Annotated in this window: 18 protein-coding genes; 4 read left to right on the plus strand and 14 right to left on the minus strand. The window is 64.3% G+C overall.

All coding sequences use genetic code 11. The features are described from left to right. The first annotated feature begins 265 nt into the window (after positions 1-265). Both MTX19_RS22255 and MTX19_RS22260 read left to right on the plus strand, forming a co-directional pair. Positions 266-1,138, plus strand: a complete 873-nt coding sequence (locus MTX19_RS22255; RefSeq protein ID WP_280979309.1) for a bifunctional helix-turn-helix transcriptional regulator/GNAT family N-acetyltransferase — start codon at positions 266-268, stop codon at positions 1,136-1,138. Between the two features lie 220 nt (positions 1,139-1,358). After that, the gene (locus MTX19_RS22260; RefSeq protein WP_280979310.1) at positions 1,359-1,856 is read left to right on the plus strand and encodes a peptide deformylase; all 498 of its coding nucleotides are present in this window, start codon (positions 1,359-1,361) and stop codon (positions 1,854-1,856) included. Between the two features lie 212 nt (positions 1,857-2,068). On the opposite strand, the gene MTX19_RS22265 is transcribed toward MTX19_RS22260, so the two are convergent. Continuing rightward, positions 2,069-3,328 (minus strand): serine hydrolase, encoded by a 1,260-nt coding sequence (locus MTX19_RS22265; RefSeq protein WP_280979311.1) that lies wholly within the window; start codon positions 3,326-3,328, stop codon positions 2,069-2,071. 181 nt (positions 3,329-3,509) lie between these two features. Between MTX19_RS22265 and MTX19_RS22270 the strand changes: the two genes are divergently transcribed. Further along, positions 3,510-4,181, plus strand: coding sequence for a glutathione S-transferase family protein (locus MTX19_RS22270; RefSeq protein WP_280979312.1), 672 nt, complete (start codon positions 3,510-3,512; stop codon positions 4,179-4,181). A 140-nt stretch (positions 4,182-4,321) separates the two neighbouring features. On the opposite strand, the gene MTX19_RS22275 is transcribed toward MTX19_RS22270, so the two are convergent. The 8 genes from MTX19_RS22275 to MTX19_RS22310 form a co-directional block, all read right to left on the minus strand. Then, positions 4,322-4,837, minus strand: coding sequence for a hypothetical protein (locus MTX19_RS22275; RefSeq protein WP_280979313.1), 516 nt, complete (start codon positions 4,835-4,837; stop codon positions 4,322-4,324). Between the two features lie 129 nt (positions 4,838-4,966). Beyond that, positions 4,967-6,115, minus strand: coding sequence for a CaiB/BaiF CoA-transferase family protein (locus MTX19_RS22280; protein WP_280979314.1), 1,149 nt, complete (start codon positions 6,113-6,115; stop codon positions 4,967-4,969). Positions 6,116-6,141: 26 nt separating this feature from the next. Then, complete coding sequence (locus tag MTX19_RS22285; protein ID WP_280985469.1) at positions 6,142-6,828, minus strand: nitroreductase; 687 nt, start codon at positions 6,826-6,828, stop codon at positions 6,142-6,144. After that, positions 6,825-7,865 (minus strand): phosphotransferase family protein, encoded by a 1,041-nt coding sequence (locus MTX19_RS22290; protein WP_280979316.1) that lies wholly within the window; start codon positions 7,863-7,865, stop codon positions 6,825-6,827. Before MTX19_RS22290 ends, MTX19_RS22285 begins: the two co-directional genes overlap by 4 nt. A 5-nt stretch (positions 7,866-7,870) precedes the next feature. Further along, the gene (locus MTX19_RS22295; RefSeq protein WP_280979317.1) at positions 7,871-9,115 is read right to left on the minus strand and encodes an acyl-CoA dehydrogenase family protein; all 1,245 of its coding nucleotides are present in this window, start codon (positions 9,113-9,115) and stop codon (positions 7,871-7,873) included. A gap of 42 nt (positions 9,116-9,157) precedes the next feature. Next, on the minus strand, positions 9,158-9,943 hold the full coding sequence (locus MTX19_RS22300) for an SDR family NAD(P)-dependent oxidoreductase (RefSeq protein WP_280979318.1): 786 nt from the start codon (positions 9,941-9,943) through the stop codon (positions 9,158-9,160). 10 nt (positions 9,944-9,953) lie between these two features. Next, positions 9,954-10,715: an SDR family oxidoreductase gene (locus MTX19_RS22305; protein WP_280979319.1), complete on the minus strand. Its 762-nt coding sequence runs from the start codon at positions 10,713-10,715 to the stop codon at positions 9,954-9,956. Continuing rightward, positions 10,712-12,370, minus strand: coding sequence for an AMP-binding protein (locus tag MTX19_RS22310; RefSeq protein ID WP_280979320.1), 1,659 nt, complete (start codon positions 12,368-12,370; stop codon positions 10,712-10,714). Before MTX19_RS22310 ends, MTX19_RS22305 begins: the two co-directional genes overlap by 4 nt. A 185-nt stretch (positions 12,371-12,555) precedes the next feature. Here MTX19_RS22310 and MTX19_RS22315 point away from each other — a divergent pair, with 185 nt between their 5' ends. Then, positions 12,556-13,575, plus strand: coding sequence for a zinc-binding dehydrogenase (locus MTX19_RS22315; RefSeq protein WP_280979321.1), 1,020 nt, complete (start codon positions 12,556-12,558; stop codon positions 13,573-13,575). A gap of 43 nt (positions 13,576-13,618) precedes the next feature. Here the strand turns inward: MTX19_RS22315 and MTX19_RS22320 are convergent, their stop codons facing one another. Genes MTX19_RS22320 through MTX19_RS22340 form a run of 5 tightly spaced genes read right to left on the minus strand, consistent with a single transcriptional unit; the run spans position 13,619 to position 18,189 of the window. Further along, complete coding sequence (locus MTX19_RS22320) at positions 13,619-14,836, minus strand: ABC transporter substrate-binding protein (protein ID WP_280979322.1); 1,218 nt, start codon at positions 14,834-14,836, stop codon at positions 13,619-13,621. A 33-nt stretch (positions 14,837-14,869) separates the two neighbouring features. After that, complete coding sequence (locus MTX19_RS22325) at positions 14,870-15,514, minus strand: ABC transporter ATP-binding protein (RefSeq protein ID WP_280979323.1); 645 nt, start codon at positions 15,512-15,514, stop codon at positions 14,870-14,872. 47 nt (positions 15,515-15,561) lie between these two features. Then, positions 15,562-16,260 (minus strand): ATP-binding cassette domain-containing protein, encoded by a 699-nt coding sequence (locus MTX19_RS22330; protein ID WP_280979324.1) that lies wholly within the window; start codon positions 16,258-16,260, stop codon positions 15,562-15,564. A 1-nt stretch (position 16,261) separates the two neighbouring features. Beyond that, the gene (locus MTX19_RS22335) at positions 16,262-17,296 is read right to left on the minus strand and encodes a branched-chain amino acid ABC transporter permease (RefSeq protein WP_280979325.1); all 1,035 of its coding nucleotides are present in this window, start codon (positions 17,294-17,296) and stop codon (positions 16,262-16,264) included. Further along, positions 17,293-18,189 carry a branched-chain amino acid ABC transporter permease gene (locus MTX19_RS22340; protein ID WP_280979326.1) on the minus strand — a complete coding sequence of 299 codons (897 nt, stop codon included), beginning with the start codon at positions 18,187-18,189 and terminating at the stop codon, positions 17,293-17,295. The genes MTX19_RS22335 and MTX19_RS22340 overlap by 4 nt, the downstream gene beginning before the upstream one ends. Between the last annotated feature and the right edge of the window lie 154 nt (positions 18,190-18,343).

The raw sequence follows: 18,343 nt of genomic DNA on the forward strand, positions 1-18,343 counted from the left end.
GGCGTCGGAACCACACGACTTCACCGTCCGCCTCATGCGCACTCGTCAGTTGCGCACTTAGCGTCCACCGCATCCCACACCGCGTTCGTGACGATCGCGATCCGCCCCTCATCGGGTGAGACGGGCGGAGTCGTAGTGCTGAGTTGCCCGACGACGGAAGCAGAATTTTGCCCGTCGGGTTGATATGTCGCAGGCGGCGCCGCCCGATTTGACTCGCGCCGGCGGCTAATTGACGAGGAGATAATATCTGACTAAAGTCAGATATATGCTCGACCCTGTTTCCCGCGTCCGTCGATTCAACCGTGCCGTGACATCAGCCGTCGGCGCGCTCGACACGTCGTTTCTGGGGCGCGGCCGGCCGCTTGGGGCGGCGCGCGTGCTGAACGCGATCGGGCATGGATGCTCTGAGGTCAGCGACATCAGGGATTATCTCGGCCTCGATTCAGGCCTGATGAGCCGGCTGTTGCGGAGCCTCGAAGACGAAGGGTTGATCGAGACGACGGCGCATGGCAGCGACGCCCGCCGCCGCATCTCCCGGCTGACGCCGGCCGGCCGGCGCGAGTTCAACGCCTATGAAGCGATCTCCAATCGGCAGGCCGGGGATTTCCTCGCCCGCCATACTCAGCGCGAGGCACTGCTGGCGGCGATGGACATGATCGCTTCGGCGCTCGGGCGCGACGGCATGACTTTACGTGAGGCGGACCCGCGCAGCGACGAAGCACGCTACTGTCTCGGCGCGTATTACGCCGAGCTCGCGCGACGCTTCCGCCAGGGGTTTGACGTCAAGCTGTCGCGCGATCCCGACGCGAAGGACATGGTGCGCCCGCGCGGCACATTCATCGTGGCGATGTCGGACGGCCTGCCGGTCGGCTGCGTCGGATTGAAAGGCAGCGGCGGCGAGTTGGCGGAGATCAAGCGGCTCTGGGTCGCGCCGGCCGCGCGCGGACTGGGCCTCGGCCGGCGCCTGATGCAGGCAGCCGAGAGCGCCGCGCGCGAGCTCGGCATCGCGGTGTTGCGGCTCGACACCAACAGCGCGCTGGCGGAAGCCGGTCAGCTCTACCGCAAGAGCGGCTGGACCGAGATCCCGCGCTTCAACGACGACCCCTACCCCGATCTGTTCTTCGAGAAGCGTCTCTGAGTCGCGCGTGGGCGCTGCAGCCTCTCCCGCTTGCGGGGTCGAGACGAGCAAAGCTCGCTCTTAGGCCGGATCGCATCGCAGATGCGATCCGTGGGGGCTGTCTCCTCAATATGACTCGCGGGGAGACCCCCACCCCAGCCCTCCCCGCAAGCGGGAGAGGGAGCGCGGTTCCTTTGCGGATGCTGTTCGACCCAATCTCATCATGCTTTACTGCGATCCCATGACCATCCGCCCCATCGTCCGCTATCCCGATCCCAGGCTTTCGCTGCCCGCGCAGCCGGTGACAACGTTCGACGACACGCTGCGCGCACTGGCGGACGACCTGCTCGAGACCATGCGCGCCGCGCCCGGCATCGGGATCACCGCGCCGCATATCGGCGTGTCGCTGCGGGTCGTGGTGCTCGAGCTTGACGCCAGCGAGGGACCGCGGACTTACGTGAACCCCGAGATCATTCGGGCCTCGCCCGAGATGATCCTGCATCGCGAAGGCAGCGTCTCGATGCCCGGCGTCGTCGACGAGGTGGAGCGCCATGCGCGCGTCCGCATCCGCTATCAGGACCTCGACGGCAACATGCAGACCGAGGAGTCCGACGGCCTGCGCGCGGTCTGCCACCAGCACGAGATCGATCAGCTCGACGGCATGTTCTGGATCAAGCGGCTGTCCCGCCTCAAGCGCGAGCGGCTGATCAAGCGGTTCGAGAAGCTGTCGCGGAGCTAAGCTGTAGGATGAGATTAGGTTGAACTGGCGGCCGCGAGGACGCTGCGCTCCCTCTCCCGCTTGCGGGGGAGGGTTGGGGTGGGGGTATTGCCGCGAATCCCATCGTGGGGAGAGCCCCCACCCGCCGCGCTACGCGCGTCGGCCTCCCCCGCAAGCGGGAGAGGCGAAGCGGATCGCGCCGACAGGCTGATCGGACCAAAATCTATCGCCCTTCAACCGCCCGCCATCAAATCCTTCGCCAGCGCCATGTAGGCCGGCAGCGTCACGGGGTCGTTGGCGGCATTGCCGGCGGCTGGATGCGAAGCGTAGCGCGCGATCACCATCTCGGCTTTCGGATCGATGTAGATGCCCTGGCCATGCACGCCGCGCGCCATGAAGGCGCCGTGCGCATTGTGCGTCACCCACCACTGGTTCCGGTAGGAGGCGCCGGGCAACGTGGTGTAGCCGGCCGGCTTGAACTTCTCGGGATCGCCGCCGCGCGCGATGTCCTCGACCACGGAAACCGGCACGATCTGGCGGCCGTTGAAGCGGCCGTGATTGCGGATCGTTTCGCCGAACCGGGCCAGATCGCGCAGCGTCGTCGACAGCCCGCCACCGCCGCTCTCGGTGCCGATGCGGTCGACGTGATAATGCGCATCCTCCTCCGCGCCCATCGGCGTCCAGATTCGCTCGGAGAGAAGGTCCGACAGCGTCATGCCGCTGGCGCGCCGGCAGATCCAGGCCAGCACGTCTGAATTGACGGTCTTGTAGGCGAAGGCCTTGCCGTGCTCGCCCTGCTTCTTCTGCGCGCAGAGGAAATCGAAAATCGTGGTCGCGCCTTGATAGCCCTCCGGGATCGGCGCCATGCCGTTGGCGCGCCGCAGCCCCCACACGTCGGAATTCCTGTCGGTGTAGACCTCGGTGTAGGCGAGACCCGTGGTCATATCCATCGCCTCGTGCACGCGCGCGTCGCCGAACGGGCTCGCCTTCAGCTCCGGCACATAGTCGGTGATCGGAGCTAACGGATCGATCTTGCCCTCCGCGATCAGGATGCCGGCGAGCGTGCCGGTGAACGATTTCGTCGCCGACATCGCGATGTGCGGCTTGTGCGGCTTCAGCGCGCCGAAATAGCGCTCGTAGATCAGCTTGCCCCGGTGCAGCACCGCGATGCCGTCGGCATAGGTTTCCTCGAGCATGCGCGCAAAGGTCATCGGACGGCCGTCCATGGTGACCGACGCGGACGCGCCGATGTCGTGATCTTCGCGCGGCAGCACGGATGCGGGCCCAGGCCCGCGCCAGACGTTCACGGTCGGCACCAGTTGCCGCATATTGCTCCAGGCCCACCGCAACTCGGGAAAGCTGCGGAACGAACCGTCCTGGAACGTGATGGTGCGATCGGCCGGCGGCGGAAAGCCCTGCATCCAGCCCAGCGTTTGCGGATCGCTCTCGGCGGCGGTCTGGGGCTGCTGGCTAGCGGCGGTCGCAACGGACATGAGGGCTGGCTCCGGAATGTTATACGCATGCCGTAACATGAGACGGCATTCGGCACATCCTGTGTTTGCGCCGGGTCAGCCTCTCGAAATGCCCCGGTCAGAAGGAATCCAGGATCGGTTGTCGGACAGCGCGCCGATCGTTCGTCCTAGGGACGCCAGGCCAGGGACGCGGAGAGAAACCATGACCATCACCATTACCGCCTTTGAACGATCGCCCGATGGCGGCAAGGGACTGGCACGCGATACCCGCGTTCGCTGGGCGCTTGAGGAAGCCGGCCAACCTTACGAGGTCCGCCTTGTTTCATTCCGCGCGATGAAGGAGCCCGCGCATCTGGCACTGCATCCGTTCGGCCAGATTCCGACCTATGAGGACGGCGATCTGGCGCTGTTCGAGACAGGCGCGATCGTATTCCACATTGCCGAGCGCCATGCGGGCCTGCTGCCTCATGATGCCAATGCCCGGGCGCGCGCGATCGCATGGATGTTTGCAGCGCTGAACACGGTTGAACCACCGATCCTCGAACTCGTAACCGCCAAGCTGCTGGAGGGCGACAAGCCCTGGAGCAAGGAGCGCCTGCCTCTGGTGATGGATCGCATCCGCGACCGCTTGAGGCAACTCTCCGCGCGCCTTGGCGATGCCGAATGGCTCGACGGCGCGTTCAGCGCGGGCGATCTCCTGATGGTGTCGGTGCTGCTCAGGCTGAGACCATCGGGCATTCTGGACGAATTTCCGAACCTCGCCGCCTACGTCGCCCGCAGCGAAGCGCGGCCTGCGTACAAGAGGGCGTTCGAGGCACAGCTGGCGGTTAATGCCGGAAAGCCACTCACCGGCTCAGGTGGCCCGCATGAGTGAAGCGACGTGCGGAAATAACTTGCGACGGCCTGACGGAAGAGCCCGGGATATCGCTGCGCTCATCCGGGCTACGCTTGCTGTGCCTGCCTGCTCAACGCTTCGGGAATCGCATTAGCTTCGCGTTCGAAGCGCTTTTGACGTCACGTCGTCGCTAGTTCGCTGCGCCTTGTTGAGAAGCCGTTCGAAGTCAAGCTTCCCATTGTCACGCTTCGGCGCAATCCCGCAATGACAATGCCTGTTTGCGATAAGAATACCTCCGGCCTACGGAAGAGCGCATTGAGTCCGAGATCAACAAGGGCAGTCTTGTCTAGAGGAGCCCCTTCCGAAAACAAGTTCAGATCTGCCTCAGCCTCTTGCTCCAACTTTGCAAGATGCTTCGCACGGATGGCGGCGACGTTTTCGTCAGTTAAAGGTGGAGTGAGCGGATAAGTTCTAGTGATCGACAAGAAATCGTCGAGCGTCGTCCGCTTGGCTTCGATTATGGCAGTCGGATCGTCGCCAGCGGCTTTGACACGATCATCCTCATTAATCATCGTCAAGAAGCGGATCATTATCTGATCGACGTTTTCGATCAGGAGTTCATCTAGATAGGTCGCAGGATATAAGCCTCGATGAGCCTCGATAAAGCTCAGAAAGTGACGCCCAACCGCCGACACTATCTCCACTTCCCCGGATCTCGGACTTGTCCCCACCTGGAGCATTCCATCAGACCGCTCCACCACCTCAGCTGGACACTCTCGGGTGATCCGGTATCGGCGGACTAGACGGAAGTTTGTATCACCGAGTCATCCCGCGATGGCGCTGGCCGACTCCAGCACCGCGATCTGCTCCGGCGAAACGCCCCAATCCGCGAGCGCCTGCCGGGTATCGCGCCCCGGCGGCGGCGGCGGCGTGTGAAGCGCAGACGGCGTGCGCGAGAACCGCGGCGCCGGGCTCGGGTGCCGAACCCCATCGAACATGGCGTAGGCGCTTCGCGCCTGCATCTGCGGATGCGCGGGCGCCTCGTCGATGGTTAAGATCGGCGCGAGACAGGCGTCGTGCCCCATCGCAGCCGCGACCCATTCGTCACGCGTTCGCCCGGCGAAGATCTCTGCGAAGCGCTGGCGCAGCTGCGGCCAGAATGCGCGGTCGTTCTGGTCGGGCGGTTCCCCTGCCCTGAGTCCCATCACGTTCAACAGATTGGCATAAAAATGCGGCTCGATCGCGCCGACGGCAATGAACTTGCCGTCCCTGGTCGCGTAGCTGCCGTAGAAGGGTGCGCCGCCGTCGACGATGTTGTCGGCGCGCCGCTCAGTCCAGCTGCCATGCTGGCGGAACGCCTGGAACGCCGACATCAGGTGCGTCACGCCGTCGATCATGGCGACGTCGATGGTCTGTCCTTTGCCCGATTGCCGCGCCTCCATGGCCGCTGCAAGCAGGCCGACAGTGAGATAGAGCGCGCCACCCCCGAGGTCCGCAACGAGATTGAGCGGAGGCGGCGGCGGGCGATCCGCGTCCCCGAGGCAATGCAGTGCGCCGGTCAGCGCAAGATAGTTGATGTCGTGCCCAGCCTCCTGCGACATCGGCCCTTGCTGCCCCCAGCCGGTCATGCGTGCATAGACCAGACGCGGGTTGGCGGCATGGCACGCGTCGGGCCCAAGGCCAAGCCGTTCCATCACCGATGGCCTGAAGCCCTCGATCAGCGCATCGGCCTGCGCGACGAGCTGCAGCACCGTTGCGACGGCCTGCGGCTGCTTGAGATCCAACGCGACCGAACGCTTATTGCGGTTGTAAAAGTCGAACCGCGCCGGCAGGTCCGGTTCGACGCCCGGCCGAGGAACGCGATCGATCCGCAGCACGTCCGCACCGAGATCGCCAAGCAGCGCGCCGGCAAAGGGAGCCGGGCCGATCCCGCCCATCTCGACGATGCGAAAGCCATGCAACGGTCCGGTCAAGACGACATCTCCTCTGATGGGAACTCTCAGCGCTGGAAGCGCACGACGTCATCGATCGGGGCCCGGTCGACGCGCGCCGCATTGGCCTTGACGTCGATATCCTCATAGCCAAACGAGATACCGAACAGCAGTTTTTGATGGCCGGGAATTCCAAGCTGCTCGCGAACGATGTCAGGAAACAATCCGAGCGCGCCCTGCGCGCAGGAGGCGATGCCGCGGGCGATGAACGCGAGCATCAGGGTTTGCGCGTACATGCCGATATCAGTGGCCTCGCGCGTATCGAACGGCTCGGGCATGAAGATGAAGACAGCGTGGGGCGCATCGAAGAAGGCCTGGTTGCGGACATAGGCCAGCTTGCGCCCGACCGCGTCGCTTCGCGCGACACCCATAGCGCCATAAAGCGCCTGCGCGGCACCGACCTGCCGTTCGCGATAGACTCCCGTGAACTTGCCGTCGGCCGGCCAATCCGGCTTGATCGGCTCGTCGCGCATTCCCGCCGCAACGAGCGCGTCACGAAGCCGTTTGAGCCTGTCTCCCGACACCACGTGAGGGACCCACGGCTGCACGTTGCAGTTCGATGGCGACCATTGCGCCAGCGCGAAGACCTCGCGAAGGATCGCCTCGGGCACCTCGCGCGGAAGGAAGCCGCGCACGGAACGCCGCCGGCGGATCGCTTCATCGACGCTCATCGACGGTCGTTCCAGCATGCTCATGACTCGCTCTCGATCAGGGCCATCCCCCGCGTCGCGTAAGCGCGGGCGAGCCGTCGTCCCACATTGGCGGCATCGGGCAGGACGTTGTTGCCGAGATCGCCGCGTGCCGCCACGCCGGCACTTCCGACCGCACCGCGGAACATCGCAAAGACCTGGTGAAAGACCGTCAGGCGCTCGGTCGCACCAGACAGTTGGTAATAAAGTTCGAGGTAATCCCGCTCGCTCGGGATGCCCATGTCGTCGAGCGGCAGGCCGAGCAGTCCGCCGTTCTCGTCCGGCGCCATGCGCCACGCCTGGCTGTTGAAGGCGAGATCGACAAGCGGATGGCCCAAGGTTGACAATTCCCAATCCAGGACGCCGACCACATGTGGCTCGGTCGGATGAAACACCAGATTTCCCATGCGGAAATCGCCATGGCACAGCGCCAGGCCTTCGCTTTCCGGCACACGCTCGGAGAGCCAGCGCACCATCCTGTCGAGTGCCGGGTTATCGTCGTCGTCGCGGCGGTACTCGATCCACAGCTTCGACCAGCGGCTGAGCTGGCGCGCGAAATAGTTTCCGGGCTTACCGAAGTCTGCGAGCCCGACTGCCCGGAAGTCGAGCTTGTGGATCGCGGCCAGCGCGGCGCACATTGAGCGATAGCATGCGAACCGCTCGTCGCGCGTGAAACCGGGTAACGCGTAGTCGTGGACCACGCGTCCCTCCAGCCATTCCATCAGATAGAAGGGCGTCCCGAGGACGTCGCGATCCTCACAGTAACGATACGGTTTCGGCGTCGGCGCGGCATTCTCCTGAAGCGCCGTCAACACGCGATATTCGCGATCAATGGCATGGGCCGACGGCATCAGCACATTGTTCGGCTGCTTGCGCAGGACCGCACGCCAATCGCCGCGCGTCACGAAATAGGTGGGGTTCGACATTCCCCCACTGGTTCGCGTCACGCGCGTCGCGGCGCTTCCACCCAGCCAATCCCTCAAATAGGCATCGAGCCGACAAAGGTCGAAATCCAGGTCGCCGGCGCTCGTCTGCCCGGTCATCGCAATCAGCTCGCGCTCTTGCCGCTGAAGCCGAACAGATACTGCGCCACGCGCCGCATCTGCACCTCCTCCGTTCCCTCCGTGATGCGGTAACGGCGGTGGTGCCGATAGATGTGCTCGAAAGGCATGGCGCGGCTGTAGCCCATGCCGCCATGCACCTGCATCGCACGGTCCGCGGCCTCGCAGCACAACCGGTTGGCACGGAAGTTACAGATCGAGACCATATCGCTGATTGTCAGCGGGTTCTGGCGATCCATCTGCCACGCCGTGCGGAAGATGAAGTTGCGCAGCATCTGATAGTCCGCCCAGAGCTCGACGAGCGGAAACTGAACGGCCTGCTTCTTGGCGAGCGGTTCGCCGAACGCGACGCGCGATTTGGCGTATTTGACCGCCTCCTGGATGCAATAGCGCGCCGCGCCGGCGCTGGCCGCGGCCTGACGGATGCGGTTCTCATGCACAAAGCGTTGCGCGACGACGAGCCCCTCGCCTTCCCTGTGCAGGATCGCACTTTCGGGCACGCGCACATTGACGAGCTCCGTTTCCGCGTGATCGCTCGGCATGTTGAAGGTCCAGTGGTTGTAGAGCACGTTATGGCCGGGCGTGTCGGTCGGCACGACGAAGGCGGTAATGCCCTTGGCCTCGCCCGGCTTGCCCGAGGTGCGGGCGAACACCAGATTGGCATGCGCGCGCGCGACCTGGCTGTTCCATCGCTTGCGGCCATTGATGACCCAATGGTTTCCGTCGCGCACACCGGTGGTCTCGAGCCAAGTCGCGTCGCTGCCGTGCCCCGGCTCGGTCAGGCCGAACGACAGATGTTTCTTGCCCGTGATGATGCCTTCGATATAGGTCTTCTGCTCCTCGGTCCCATAGTCGGCCAGCGCCGGAATGATCGGAAAATTGCCGACGATCGACGACTCATCCTGCAAGTCGTTGTGCAGACCCAGCCCCTTGGCCGCCAGATGCTCTCGGATCGAGGCGATCGCCAGATTCGAGGCGCCCTGCCCGCCGCATGATTTCGGCAGGCCGTAGCGCAGATGCCCCGCCTTGTCGGCGCGGCGCTCCATCTCGCCGATCAGCGCCCGCCATTCATCGCGGGGTCGGCCGTCATTGTCCCAGTCGGTTCGCGCGTTCTCACGGCGGTGATCGAAGAACTTGATATTGTCCCGTTCGAGCGGCTTGATCTCCGCCTCGATAAACGCGTCAAGCTCGGCGAGCTTGTCGGTGATCTCCTTCGGGAGTTCGAAATCCACGGCGCCTCTCCTGTCTCTGTTCTTGTTGGGCCGCCCGATCGGCTAGAGCGCGATCCGGCCGTAGGGATGGGTGCTGCTGACACCGCCGTCGACAGACAGCAACTGGCCGTCGACATATGAGGAGTCGTCACTTGCCAGGAACGCCGCGGCGGCCGCGATTTCCTCGGCGCGGCCCGGCCGCTTCAGCGGCGTGACGTGGCCGAGCTTGGATTCGATGCCTCGTGCGCGGGCGTCCTCGAAAACCTTGCGGGTCAGCTGGGTCTCGACGAGCCCCGGCAGCACCGCATTGACGCGCACGCCCGTGCCGGAAAAGGCGTTCGCCGCCGTCTGTGCCAGATTGTTCACCGCCGCCTTGCTTGCGCTATAGGAGATCGCGCCTGCATTGGCGCGTAGCGACGCGGCGGACGACGTCAGGATAATCGAACCATAGCCCTGCGCGGTCATATGGCGCCCTGCATATTTGATGGCGAGGAAGCAGCTGATCGTATTGATGCGGTAGACCTCCGACCATTCCTCCACCGTTTGCTCTAGCAACGGCGTATTGGTCCCGGTAACCCCGATATTGGCGAAGAAGATTTCCAGCCCACCGAACTCCGAGACGCAGCGCGATACGATCGCGGCCACATTCTCCTCGACCGCGGCATCCGTGATCATGGCTGATGCGATGCCACCCTCGCCCCGGATCGCCGACGCGGTCTCTTCGGCATTGCCGGCGCGGCCGACCACCAGGACCGATGCACCTTCGCGCGCGAAGCGAATCGCGCTGGCGCGGCCGATCCCGCCTCCGCCGCCGGTGACGACCGCGCGCTTGCCTTCGAGCCGCTTCATGCGCCTTCTCCTATTTTGCAGGAACGGTCCAGCCGCCGTCGGCGGTGACGACCGCGCCCTGGATGTAGCTGGCATCGTCGCTCGCAAGGAACGCAGCGAGCGAAGCGATCTCCTCGGGTTGACCAAAACGCCCGGCGGGCATCTCCGCCTGACGCGCCGCAACCGTTGCCTCGTCGAACTGTGCGATCGAGGCCGGCGTTCCGATCATGCCCGGCGCGATCACGTTGACGCGGATCTTCTTAGCGGCGAGCTCGATAGCGGAAGCCCGCGAGAGGCCGACGACGCCGGCTTTCAGCGCGGAATAGGCGATGGAATCCTTGGCCGGATGAAACGCCGACACCGAGCTCACATTCACGATCGCTCCGCCGCCGCGCCGCTCCATCTGCGGCACCACCGCTTGCGTCGCCCAGATCAGGCCATGCACGCCGACGGCAAACATCCGCTCCACCGTATCGACCGCGATCTCCGCCAGCGGCTCGAAGCGCGCAAACACGGCATTGTTGACGAGCACCGCGACCGGCGCATCGAATTCGCGCTCGACGCGGGCAAACAGCGCATGAACGTCATCGCGACGGCCGACATCAACCTCGTATCCCTTGGCCTCGAACCTCATGTCCTTCAGCCTGTTGACCGCGGGCTCCAGCCGCTTTGCGCTGATATCGACACAGGCCAGTCGTCGACCCTCGCGACCGAAGCGCTCGGCAATGGAAAAGCCGATTCCGCGCGCTGCCCCCGTGACGACGCAGACGCGATCCTCGAGACGCGAGCTCATGCGCTAGCCTTGTGGGGCGGCTCGGCGAACGCCTTGGCAATCTCGCGGAGCTGATATTTCTGCACCTTGCCGGCCGGCGTCTTCGGCAGGTCGGCGACGATTTCAAGACGCTCGGGCCAATACTGCTTGGCGACCTTGTGCTCGGCCATGTGGGCCTGCACGCCGGCCAGATCGAGCGCCGTGCCGGGACGCAGTACGACGAAGGCGCAAGCCCGCTCTCCGAGCCGTGGATCCGGATAGCCAACGATCGCCACGGACAGCACAGCGGGAAGTTTGAACATCAGATTTTCGATGTCTAAGACGGGGACGTTTTCCCCGCCGCGAATGATGATGTCCTTGATGCGGCCGTCGATGCGGATGTAGCCCTCGTCGTCCATATAGGCCATGTCGCCGGTGTCGAACCAACCGTCGGCGTCAAACGGTTCCATGTCCTCCCGCTTGTAGTAGCCGAGGAACATCTGCGCGCCGCGGACCTTGAGGAGACCGCGTTCCCCGACCGCGGCCGGAGAGCCGTCCATGCGCAAGACCTTCACCGCGACGCCTTCGACCGGACGTCCGTCGGTCTTGGAGGATTTTTCCAGCGCGCGCTCCGGCTCGGTCAGCGTGCTCGCGAGCGACTCGGTCATGCCCCAGAGCGAGCAGACCTTGAGATCGAGCTCCCGATAGGCGCGATCGATCAGCGCCGGCGGGATCGGCGCGCCCGCGCAAAGGAACTTGCGCAGCTCGGCCGGTTTCGCCGCGCCGGCCGCAACAGCCTCGCACATGTCGGCCAGGAACGTCGCGGCGCCAGCAGAATAGGTGACGCCCTCCTTGGCCATGATCGAGACGCCGCGCTTCGGCTCCCAGACGTCCTGGAAGATCACGGTCGCACCGATCTTCAGGCCGAGCAGCATGCCGGCGGCAAAGCCGGTCATGTGGCCGAGCGGCGAGCAGACCAGCATGGTATCGCCGGCGTCGAGGCCGAAGCGCCCGGCAAGTCCGATGCAGCAACCCATCAGCGTGTTGAGGCAATGCATGACGCCCTTCGGCGAGCCGGTCGTTCCCGACGTGAACATCAGCACGGCCATCCGGTCGGCCGGCAGCGCGCCGATCTCACCGACCGTCGGCGGGCCGAGACGCTCGCTGCCGGACAGCAAGGTCTGCTCGAAGCCATCAGGCCCCTCGCCGTCGACGACGATGACATGCGCAAGCTTCGGCAGGCCCGGCTGCAGCGAGCGTGCCATCGTTTCATGATCGAAACCGCGGAACAGTTTTGGCACGACCAGCAGCTTTGTCTCGGCAAAGCCGAGCATGTAGCTGAGCTCGTGCTCGCGAAAGATCGGCATCAGGGGATTGACGACCGCGCCGACCCGGAACGCCGCCAGTGCAATCACCGCGAATTCCCACCAGTTCGGCAACTGGACCGACACGACATCCCCTGGGCCGATGCCAAGACGACGCAGCGCCGCCGCCGCACGCGAAATCATGTCACCCAGCTCTGCGTAAGTCAGGCGCTTCGGCGCGTCACGATCGGCGCGATCCGCCATCAACGCGAGCTTGTTTGGCGTGGCGGCGATCGTCTGCTGCAGGAACTCGTCAAAACTCTTGTCGACCCAGAAACCGCTGGCACGCATCGCGCGCGCATGCGCCACGGGATCGAACCGGTTCTCGCTCATGACGTTGCCTCCATGACGATTGATCGATGCACTTGACGGCATGTTAGTTCGCTAGTGTATTATATTTGAAGTGAACTGCAACACTAAATTAGGCGGCAAACTCGGTCGATCGCGGCGCACGACGCTCGATGTTTCGTGAGCTAGTGCATTAGTTTGTCGGTGCGACCGGAAGCAGGGAGGCGACCATGAAGGCGGCAGTGCTGGAACGACGCGGACTGGACGGCGTGGCCTGGCGCGATTTCCCCGACCCGGCACCGGCTGCGGGCGAGTCCGTGCTCAAGGTCGCCGCGTCCTCGGTCAATCGCGTCGATCTCTACATGCGCGACAATGGCGGCGGCATCACCCACACGTTGCCGCAGGTGATGGGGGTCGAGGCCGCTGGGGAGATCGTCGAGGCCGCGCCCGGCAGCGGCTTGAAGCCGGGCATGAAGGCGGTGCTCTTCTCCGAGGCGTTTTGCGGCAAGTGCCGATACTGCCTGGCCGGCGACCAGCCGCTATGCGAGAACGTCAAGATCATGGGCGAGCATCGCAACGGCGGCTTCGCCGACTACATCGCGATGCCCAGCAGTTGCTTCTTTCCCCTGCCCGATGATGCTGATCTGGTGGCGGCGGGCGCCCTGATGACCGGCCATCTCACGGCCTGGCGGATGCTGTTCGGCAAGCGCGCCTTGCAGCCCGGCGAAAGCGTCATGATCGTCGGCATCGGTGGCGGCGTCGCGGTGGCCTGCCTTCAACTTGCAAAGCTCGTGGGCGCCCGCGTCTTCGTCACCTCCTCCAGCGACGCGAAGATCGCCAGGGCCGTTGCGATGGGAGCGGATGGCGGCGTCAACTATCGGAGTGACAAGGTGTCGGCCGCCATCCAGCAGATCAGCGGCGGCGGTGTCGACATGGTGATCGACAGCGTCGGCGAAGCCAGCTGGGGTGAATCGCTGCGTTCCTTGCGCCGTGGCGGCCGGCTGGTCACCTGCGGTGCCACGACTGGCTCGAACCCACCGGCGGATCTGCAGCGGGTCTTCATCCGCCAGCTCGAGATCTATGGCTCGACGGGTGGCAGCATCGCGGAGTTCCGCCAGTTGCTCGATGTGTTCAATCGCGGCCTGGTCCGGCCGGTGATCGACTCATCGTTCAGGATGGCAGACGCTCCTGCGGCCCTTGCTCGTCTCGCCTCCGGGGCACAGTTTGGCAAGGTGTCGCTCGTGGCATAGGTCTCGGCTCCACGAGCGACATGAGATCGACAGCGTCAGTGCGTCACATCTTGCAGGCGGGATCGACGGGCGGGATGATGTCCAGTCCCGGCTCGATCTTCTTGATCTGGTAAGCCGGCTTCCCCTCCGGACCCATCACGATCTGGCTGATCGCCATCCGCCGCGCAGTCTGATGGTCACCTGCACGGATCTCGACATCGCCGAGGACCGTTTCGGCTTTAAGGCCGGACAGAGCAGCGCGAACCGCGTTGATGTCGGTCGAGTTCGCTTTCTGAAGCCCGGCGGCAATCAGCTGAATGGCAGCGTATTGATCGGCGCTGGTGTAGGGCGGAAGCTCGCCGTTGTATTTCTCCTTGTACGCCTTCACGAAGGCTTCGGCCTGCGCGCCGGGGAAGCCGGCCACGAAACCGATATTCTGATAGACGCCGAGCACGGCCTCGCCCTGCGCCGGCAGTGTCTGCGGGATTACGAAGGAGTTGCCCAGCACCATCTTGTACTTCTTGAATAGCCCGAACTGCTGCTGCTGCTTGGCGAGGTTGATCGCGTCGCTGCCGAAGATCGTCACGAACAGGCCGTCGGCCGGGTCCGCACCCAACTCCGAAATCTTGGCACCGAAATCCGGCGTCCCGTTTGGCGAGAACAGGGTTTTTCCGATCGTTCCGCCCTGCGAGGTCACCAGCGCCTTGAACTTGTCCGCGGAGTCACGTCCGGCGGCATAGTCGACCGCGATGATGTCCCATTTCTTGATGCCCTGATCTTTCAGGAATTCCCTGAAAGTCCCCATGATCATGGAGTCGTTGGCATTGACCCGAAAGTAGTTCGGCGAGCAGTTCTTTCCTGTCAGCCCATCGGCATTGGCCATCACCTCCAGCATCAAAGCTTTCAGCGCCGGAAGCTTGGCCTGCAGCGCTGGCGTCACAGCGGATGTGTCCATGCCGGTGATGAACGTTGCACCGTCCTTCTGGACGGCTCGGGTGGCGCCGTCCACTGCCGTATCGGGCGTGCCGGGATAGGAGATGAAGGTCGCCTCGAGTTTCCTGCCCGCCGCGCCACCGGCGGCGTTGATCTGCTCGATCGCGAGGTTGACGGCCTTGACCTGGGTGTCCTTCAGGCCGGCGAGCGGTCCGCTATCGATCAGGAGAACGCCGATCTTGACCGTGTCCTCGGCCAAGACTGCGGTCGCGACGGCAACAGCCATCGTTGCGCCGATGGTTGCCGCGCGCAGCGCGCCGAAAGCCAGCCGCATGGATGATTTTTTCATTTTCCTCCCTCCTCCGTTTATCCCGATGTTGCGCTAGAGCGCCATGAGCGCCTGGTTCTCGGGCTTGCCAATGGCGCCGATCGCGCCCGAACCGACAACCTCGCCCTTTGCTAGAATGACGAACCGATCGGTGGCACGCTTGACGAGACTGAGGTGCTGCTCGACCACGAGCACGCCGGTTCCAGCGCCACGGATTTTGTTGAGCGTGTCGACCAGCCCGTCGATCAGAACAGGTGAAAGGCCTTCCGAGGGCTCATCGAGCAGAATGAGGCTCGGATTGGCCATCAAGGCACGACCGATCGCCAGCATCTGTTGCTGGCCGCCGCTCAGCATCGTGCCCAGCCGGTCGGCGCGCTCCTCGAGCACCGGGAACAGCTCGTAGATGGCCTTCAGCGTCCAGTACCCTGCCCTGGCGGTCGATCGACCCAGCAGCAGGTTCTCCTTGACGGTAAGGTTCGGCAGGACGCGTCGTCCTTGCGGTGCGATCGCCACACCGAGCTTGGCAGCCGTATAGCCTGGCAGGGCATCGATCCGGCGATCGCTGACCCAGATCTCGCCGGACAGGATATTCGTCTCGCGAAAGACGGAGAGCAGCAGCGTCGACTTGCCGGCGCCGTTGCGACCGACCAGGGCCACCGACTCGCCCTCTTCGACCGTCAGGTCGATGCCGCGCAGCACGGTCGAAGCGCCATAGCCGGCGAACAGCGATTGGATCCGCAACGCGCTCATGCCGCGGTCCCCAGATACGCCGCGATGACGCGATGGTCGGCACGGATGGCTTCAGGCGTCCCCGTGGCAAGGTGCCGTCCGAGATCGAGCACGGTGACCATGCCGCAGCAGGCGAACACCGCGTCGACGTCGTGCTCGACCACGACGGCCGCGATCCTGCGCTCGCGGACGAGATCGCGCACATGCTCCAACAGGCGCAACGTCTCCGTGGCCGACAGACCGGCGCCCGGCTCGTCCATCAAGAGAAGACGCGGACGCCCGATCAGGGCGAGCGCTACGTCGACCCGCCGCTGCACACCATAGGCGATGCGCCCGGCTTTCTGGTCGAGATAGCCGCCGAGATCCATGACCTCGATGACGTCGTCCACCCTGTCGTCGCCGAGATGTTGCGCAACGAGTTGAAGCTGCTCGTGCACGGTCAGATCCTGGAAGATACTGGTGCGCTGGAACGATCGCGCCATGCCTTGCCGACGACGCCAGCTGATCGAACGCCGCGTGATATCCTCGCCGCAATACCGAACTCGCCCGGAGGTCGGACGCCGGCGGCCGCAGATCGCATCAAGCAACGTGGACTTGCCTGCGCCATTCGGACCAATGATGCCGTGAAGCAGGCCATCGCCGCGGATCTCGAGATCGACATCGGTCAAAGCCCGCACCGAGCCATAGCTCACCGACAGTTTTTCGATCGCGAGCATGTCAGGATGCCTCCCGCCGCCAGCCGAGCCGCTTCGACAGGCCCGACAGCCCGCCGACGACACCACGCGGGAACACGACAATGAATACGACGATCGCAACACCGGTCAGAAGCTGCGTGAGCCCGCGCGCGCCAAACTCGTCCTGCGCAAAGGAGAAGATCAGCCCGCCGAGAATCGGGCCGAGCGAACCGGAGATGCCACCGATCAGCGCGGCGACCAGGGTATTGGTGCTGACGAACAGCCCTAGGCTCTCCGGCGAAACGAAACCGGCATTGAGCACATGCAGGAAGCCGGCGATCGCAGCCACGATATTGACGAGCACATATCCGATCAGCCTTGGCAGGAAGGTATTGAAGCCCGAGAAGCGCATGCGCTCCTCGTTCTCCCTGATGGCGCGAAGCACCGCGCCGAGACGGGAACGTGCGATGGCCCAGAATGCCAGTCCGACCAGGACGGTCACACCCCAGGCAAGCGACCAGAATTGCGCCGGATCAGCAAAGCGAACCGCGTCGATGCCGAGGACAGTTCCGTTGGTCCGAACAACCAGTCCGTCTGCGCCTCCGGTATAGTCGCGCAATCCCTCAAGCAGAACGGCATGACTGATCATCTCGCCGGCGGCGAGCGTCAGCATCATGAAGGCGAGCGGATTGGTCCGGACGATCAATGCGCCGAGCATGGCGGCATAGGCGAGAAGGATCAGGAACGCGACGCATAGCGCCGCTGTCGGCGTCAAGCCCCAATCGCTCATGCCGATCGCAAACAGATATCCGGCGCCGCCATAGATACTGGCCGAGCCGAGCGCCACCAGTCCGGCCTGGTTCATCAGGAAGGCAACGCTGAGCGCGAGCAAGCCCAGCAGGAGGCCTTCGCTGCCAAGCCGAAGCACGAAATCGCTGGCGAGATAGGTCGGAACGACCGCACCTGCGCCAAGCCCGATCAGTCCGACGACAATGGCGAGCGAGAGCCGCGACAACGGGCCGCCGACCGTCGCCGTCGCAGATGCATGCAGGTCGTCAGTCATCGTGCCGTTGCTCAACTCATAACCCTCCCGCGTCCGATCCCGCCCGGCGCGATCAGCAGCACAACCATCAGCAGGATGTAGGGCACGAGCGCCGCGAGATTGGGCAGAAACACCGATCCCGCCACCTGAACGAAGCCGAACAGCAGGGCCGCGATGATTGCGCCGCCGATGCTGCCGGTGCCGCCGATCACCACGATGATCAGGCAGTTCACGATCATCACGACGTCCATTCCCGGATCGACCGACAGATAAGGCCCGGCCAATACGCCGGCGATGCCCGCGAAGGCCGTGCTGAGGCTGGTCACGAGCAGACTCAGGCGGTCGGCATTGATACCCATCATGCGCGCGACCGACGGATCCTGACTGACCGCGCGCACATACAGTCCCGACGACGTCCACCGAAGCCACAAGGCGAGCAGCGCGCAGGAGCCGAGCCCCATCACGATCAGGAAGAGGCGATAGACCGGATAGGACAAGTGCAGGATGGTCACGGAGCCGGAAAGGATTTTTGGCGCATCGACGCTGCGCGCCTCGCCGCCGTAGATGTAGATGATGATCTGGCCGAGGATGATGCCCAGGCCCAAGGTGACCAGCGCCACTTCGATGTGCGAGCGTCGCTGCAACGGCCGCAGCGCCAGATACTCGAACGCTATTCCGAGAAGCGCCAGCAGGATCGGAACGAGCAGCAGCGCCAGCCAGAATCCGCCGACAAGGGCAATCGTGTAGCCGAGATAGGCGCCGAGCATGTAGATCGCGCCGTGGCCGAAATTGATGACGTCGCGCAGGCCGTAGATCAAGGCGAGCCCGCTCGACAGCATGATCAGCAGAGAGGCGAGTGCCAGCGAATTCGCGATCAGCAGCGCGATCACGGCAGCGATCTCCTGCCTGGGTGCATTCCGCGACGGCATGCGACCGTTCGATGCGCCGCCAGTCTGCGCGCTTGACCTCGCAAAGGGCCCTCCCGCCATTGCTCGGTGTCCGCAGCGGATTTCAATCGCGCCCGGCACCAGCCTTCAGCATTTCCCCGTCCTGTCGGACGACCTCGAGTTCGACGCTCGATTA

This window comes from Bradyrhizobium sp. ISRA464 (genome assembly GCF_029910095.1).
Lineage (GTDB): Bacteria > Pseudomonadota > Alphaproteobacteria > Rhizobiales > Xanthobacteraceae > Bradyrhizobium.

Excerpts from the sequence above, each read along its gene's own strand:
- MTX19_RS22255 (WP_280979309.1), top strand. The coding sequence starts at position 266 with ATGCTCGACCCTGTTTCCCGCGTCCGTCGATTCAACCGTGCCGTGACA.
- MTX19_RS22260 (WP_280979310.1), top strand. The coding sequence starts at position 1,359 with ATGACCATCCGCCCCATCGTCCGCTATCCCGATCCCAGGCTTTCGCTG.
- MTX19_RS22265 (WP_280979311.1), bottom strand. The coding sequence starts at position 3,328 with ATGTCCGTTGCGACCGCCGCTAGCCAGCAGCCCCAGACCGCCGCCGAG.
- MTX19_RS22270 (WP_280979312.1), top strand. The coding sequence starts at position 3,510 with ATGACCATCACCATTACCGCCTTTGAACGATCGCCCGATGGCGGCAAG.
- MTX19_RS22285 (WP_280985469.1), bottom strand. The coding sequence starts at position 6,828 with ATGAGCATGCTGGAACGACCGTCGATGAGCGTCGATGAAGCGATCCGC.
- MTX19_RS22290 (WP_280979316.1), bottom strand. The coding sequence starts at position 7,865 with ATGACCGGGCAGACGAGCGCCGGCGACCTGGATTTCGACCTTTGTCGG.
- MTX19_RS22300 (WP_280979318.1), bottom strand. The coding sequence starts at position 9,943 with ATGAAGCGGCTCGAAGGCAAGCGCGCGGTCGTCACCGGCGGCGGAGGC.
- MTX19_RS22305 (WP_280979319.1), bottom strand. The coding sequence starts at position 10,715 with ATGAGCTCGCGTCTCGAGGATCGCGTCTGCGTCGTCACGGGGGCAGCG.
- MTX19_RS22310 (WP_280979320.1), bottom strand. The coding sequence starts at position 12,370 with ATGAGCGAGAACCGGTTCGATCCCGTGGCGCATGCGCGCGCGATGCGT.
- MTX19_RS22315 (WP_280979321.1), top strand. The coding sequence starts at position 12,556 with ATGAAGGCGGCAGTGCTGGAACGACGCGGACTGGACGGCGTGGCCTGG.
- MTX19_RS22320 (WP_280979322.1), bottom strand. The coding sequence starts at position 14,836 with ATGAAAAAATCATCCATGCGGCTGGCTTTCGGCGCGCTGCGCGCGGCA.
- MTX19_RS22330 (WP_280979324.1), bottom strand. The coding sequence starts at position 16,260 with ATGCTCGCGATCGAAAAACTGTCGGTGAGCTATGGCTCGGTGCGGGCT.
- MTX19_RS22340 (WP_280979326.1), bottom strand. The coding sequence starts at position 18,189 with ATGCCGTCGCGGAATGCACCCAGGCAGGAGATCGCTGCCGTGATCGCG.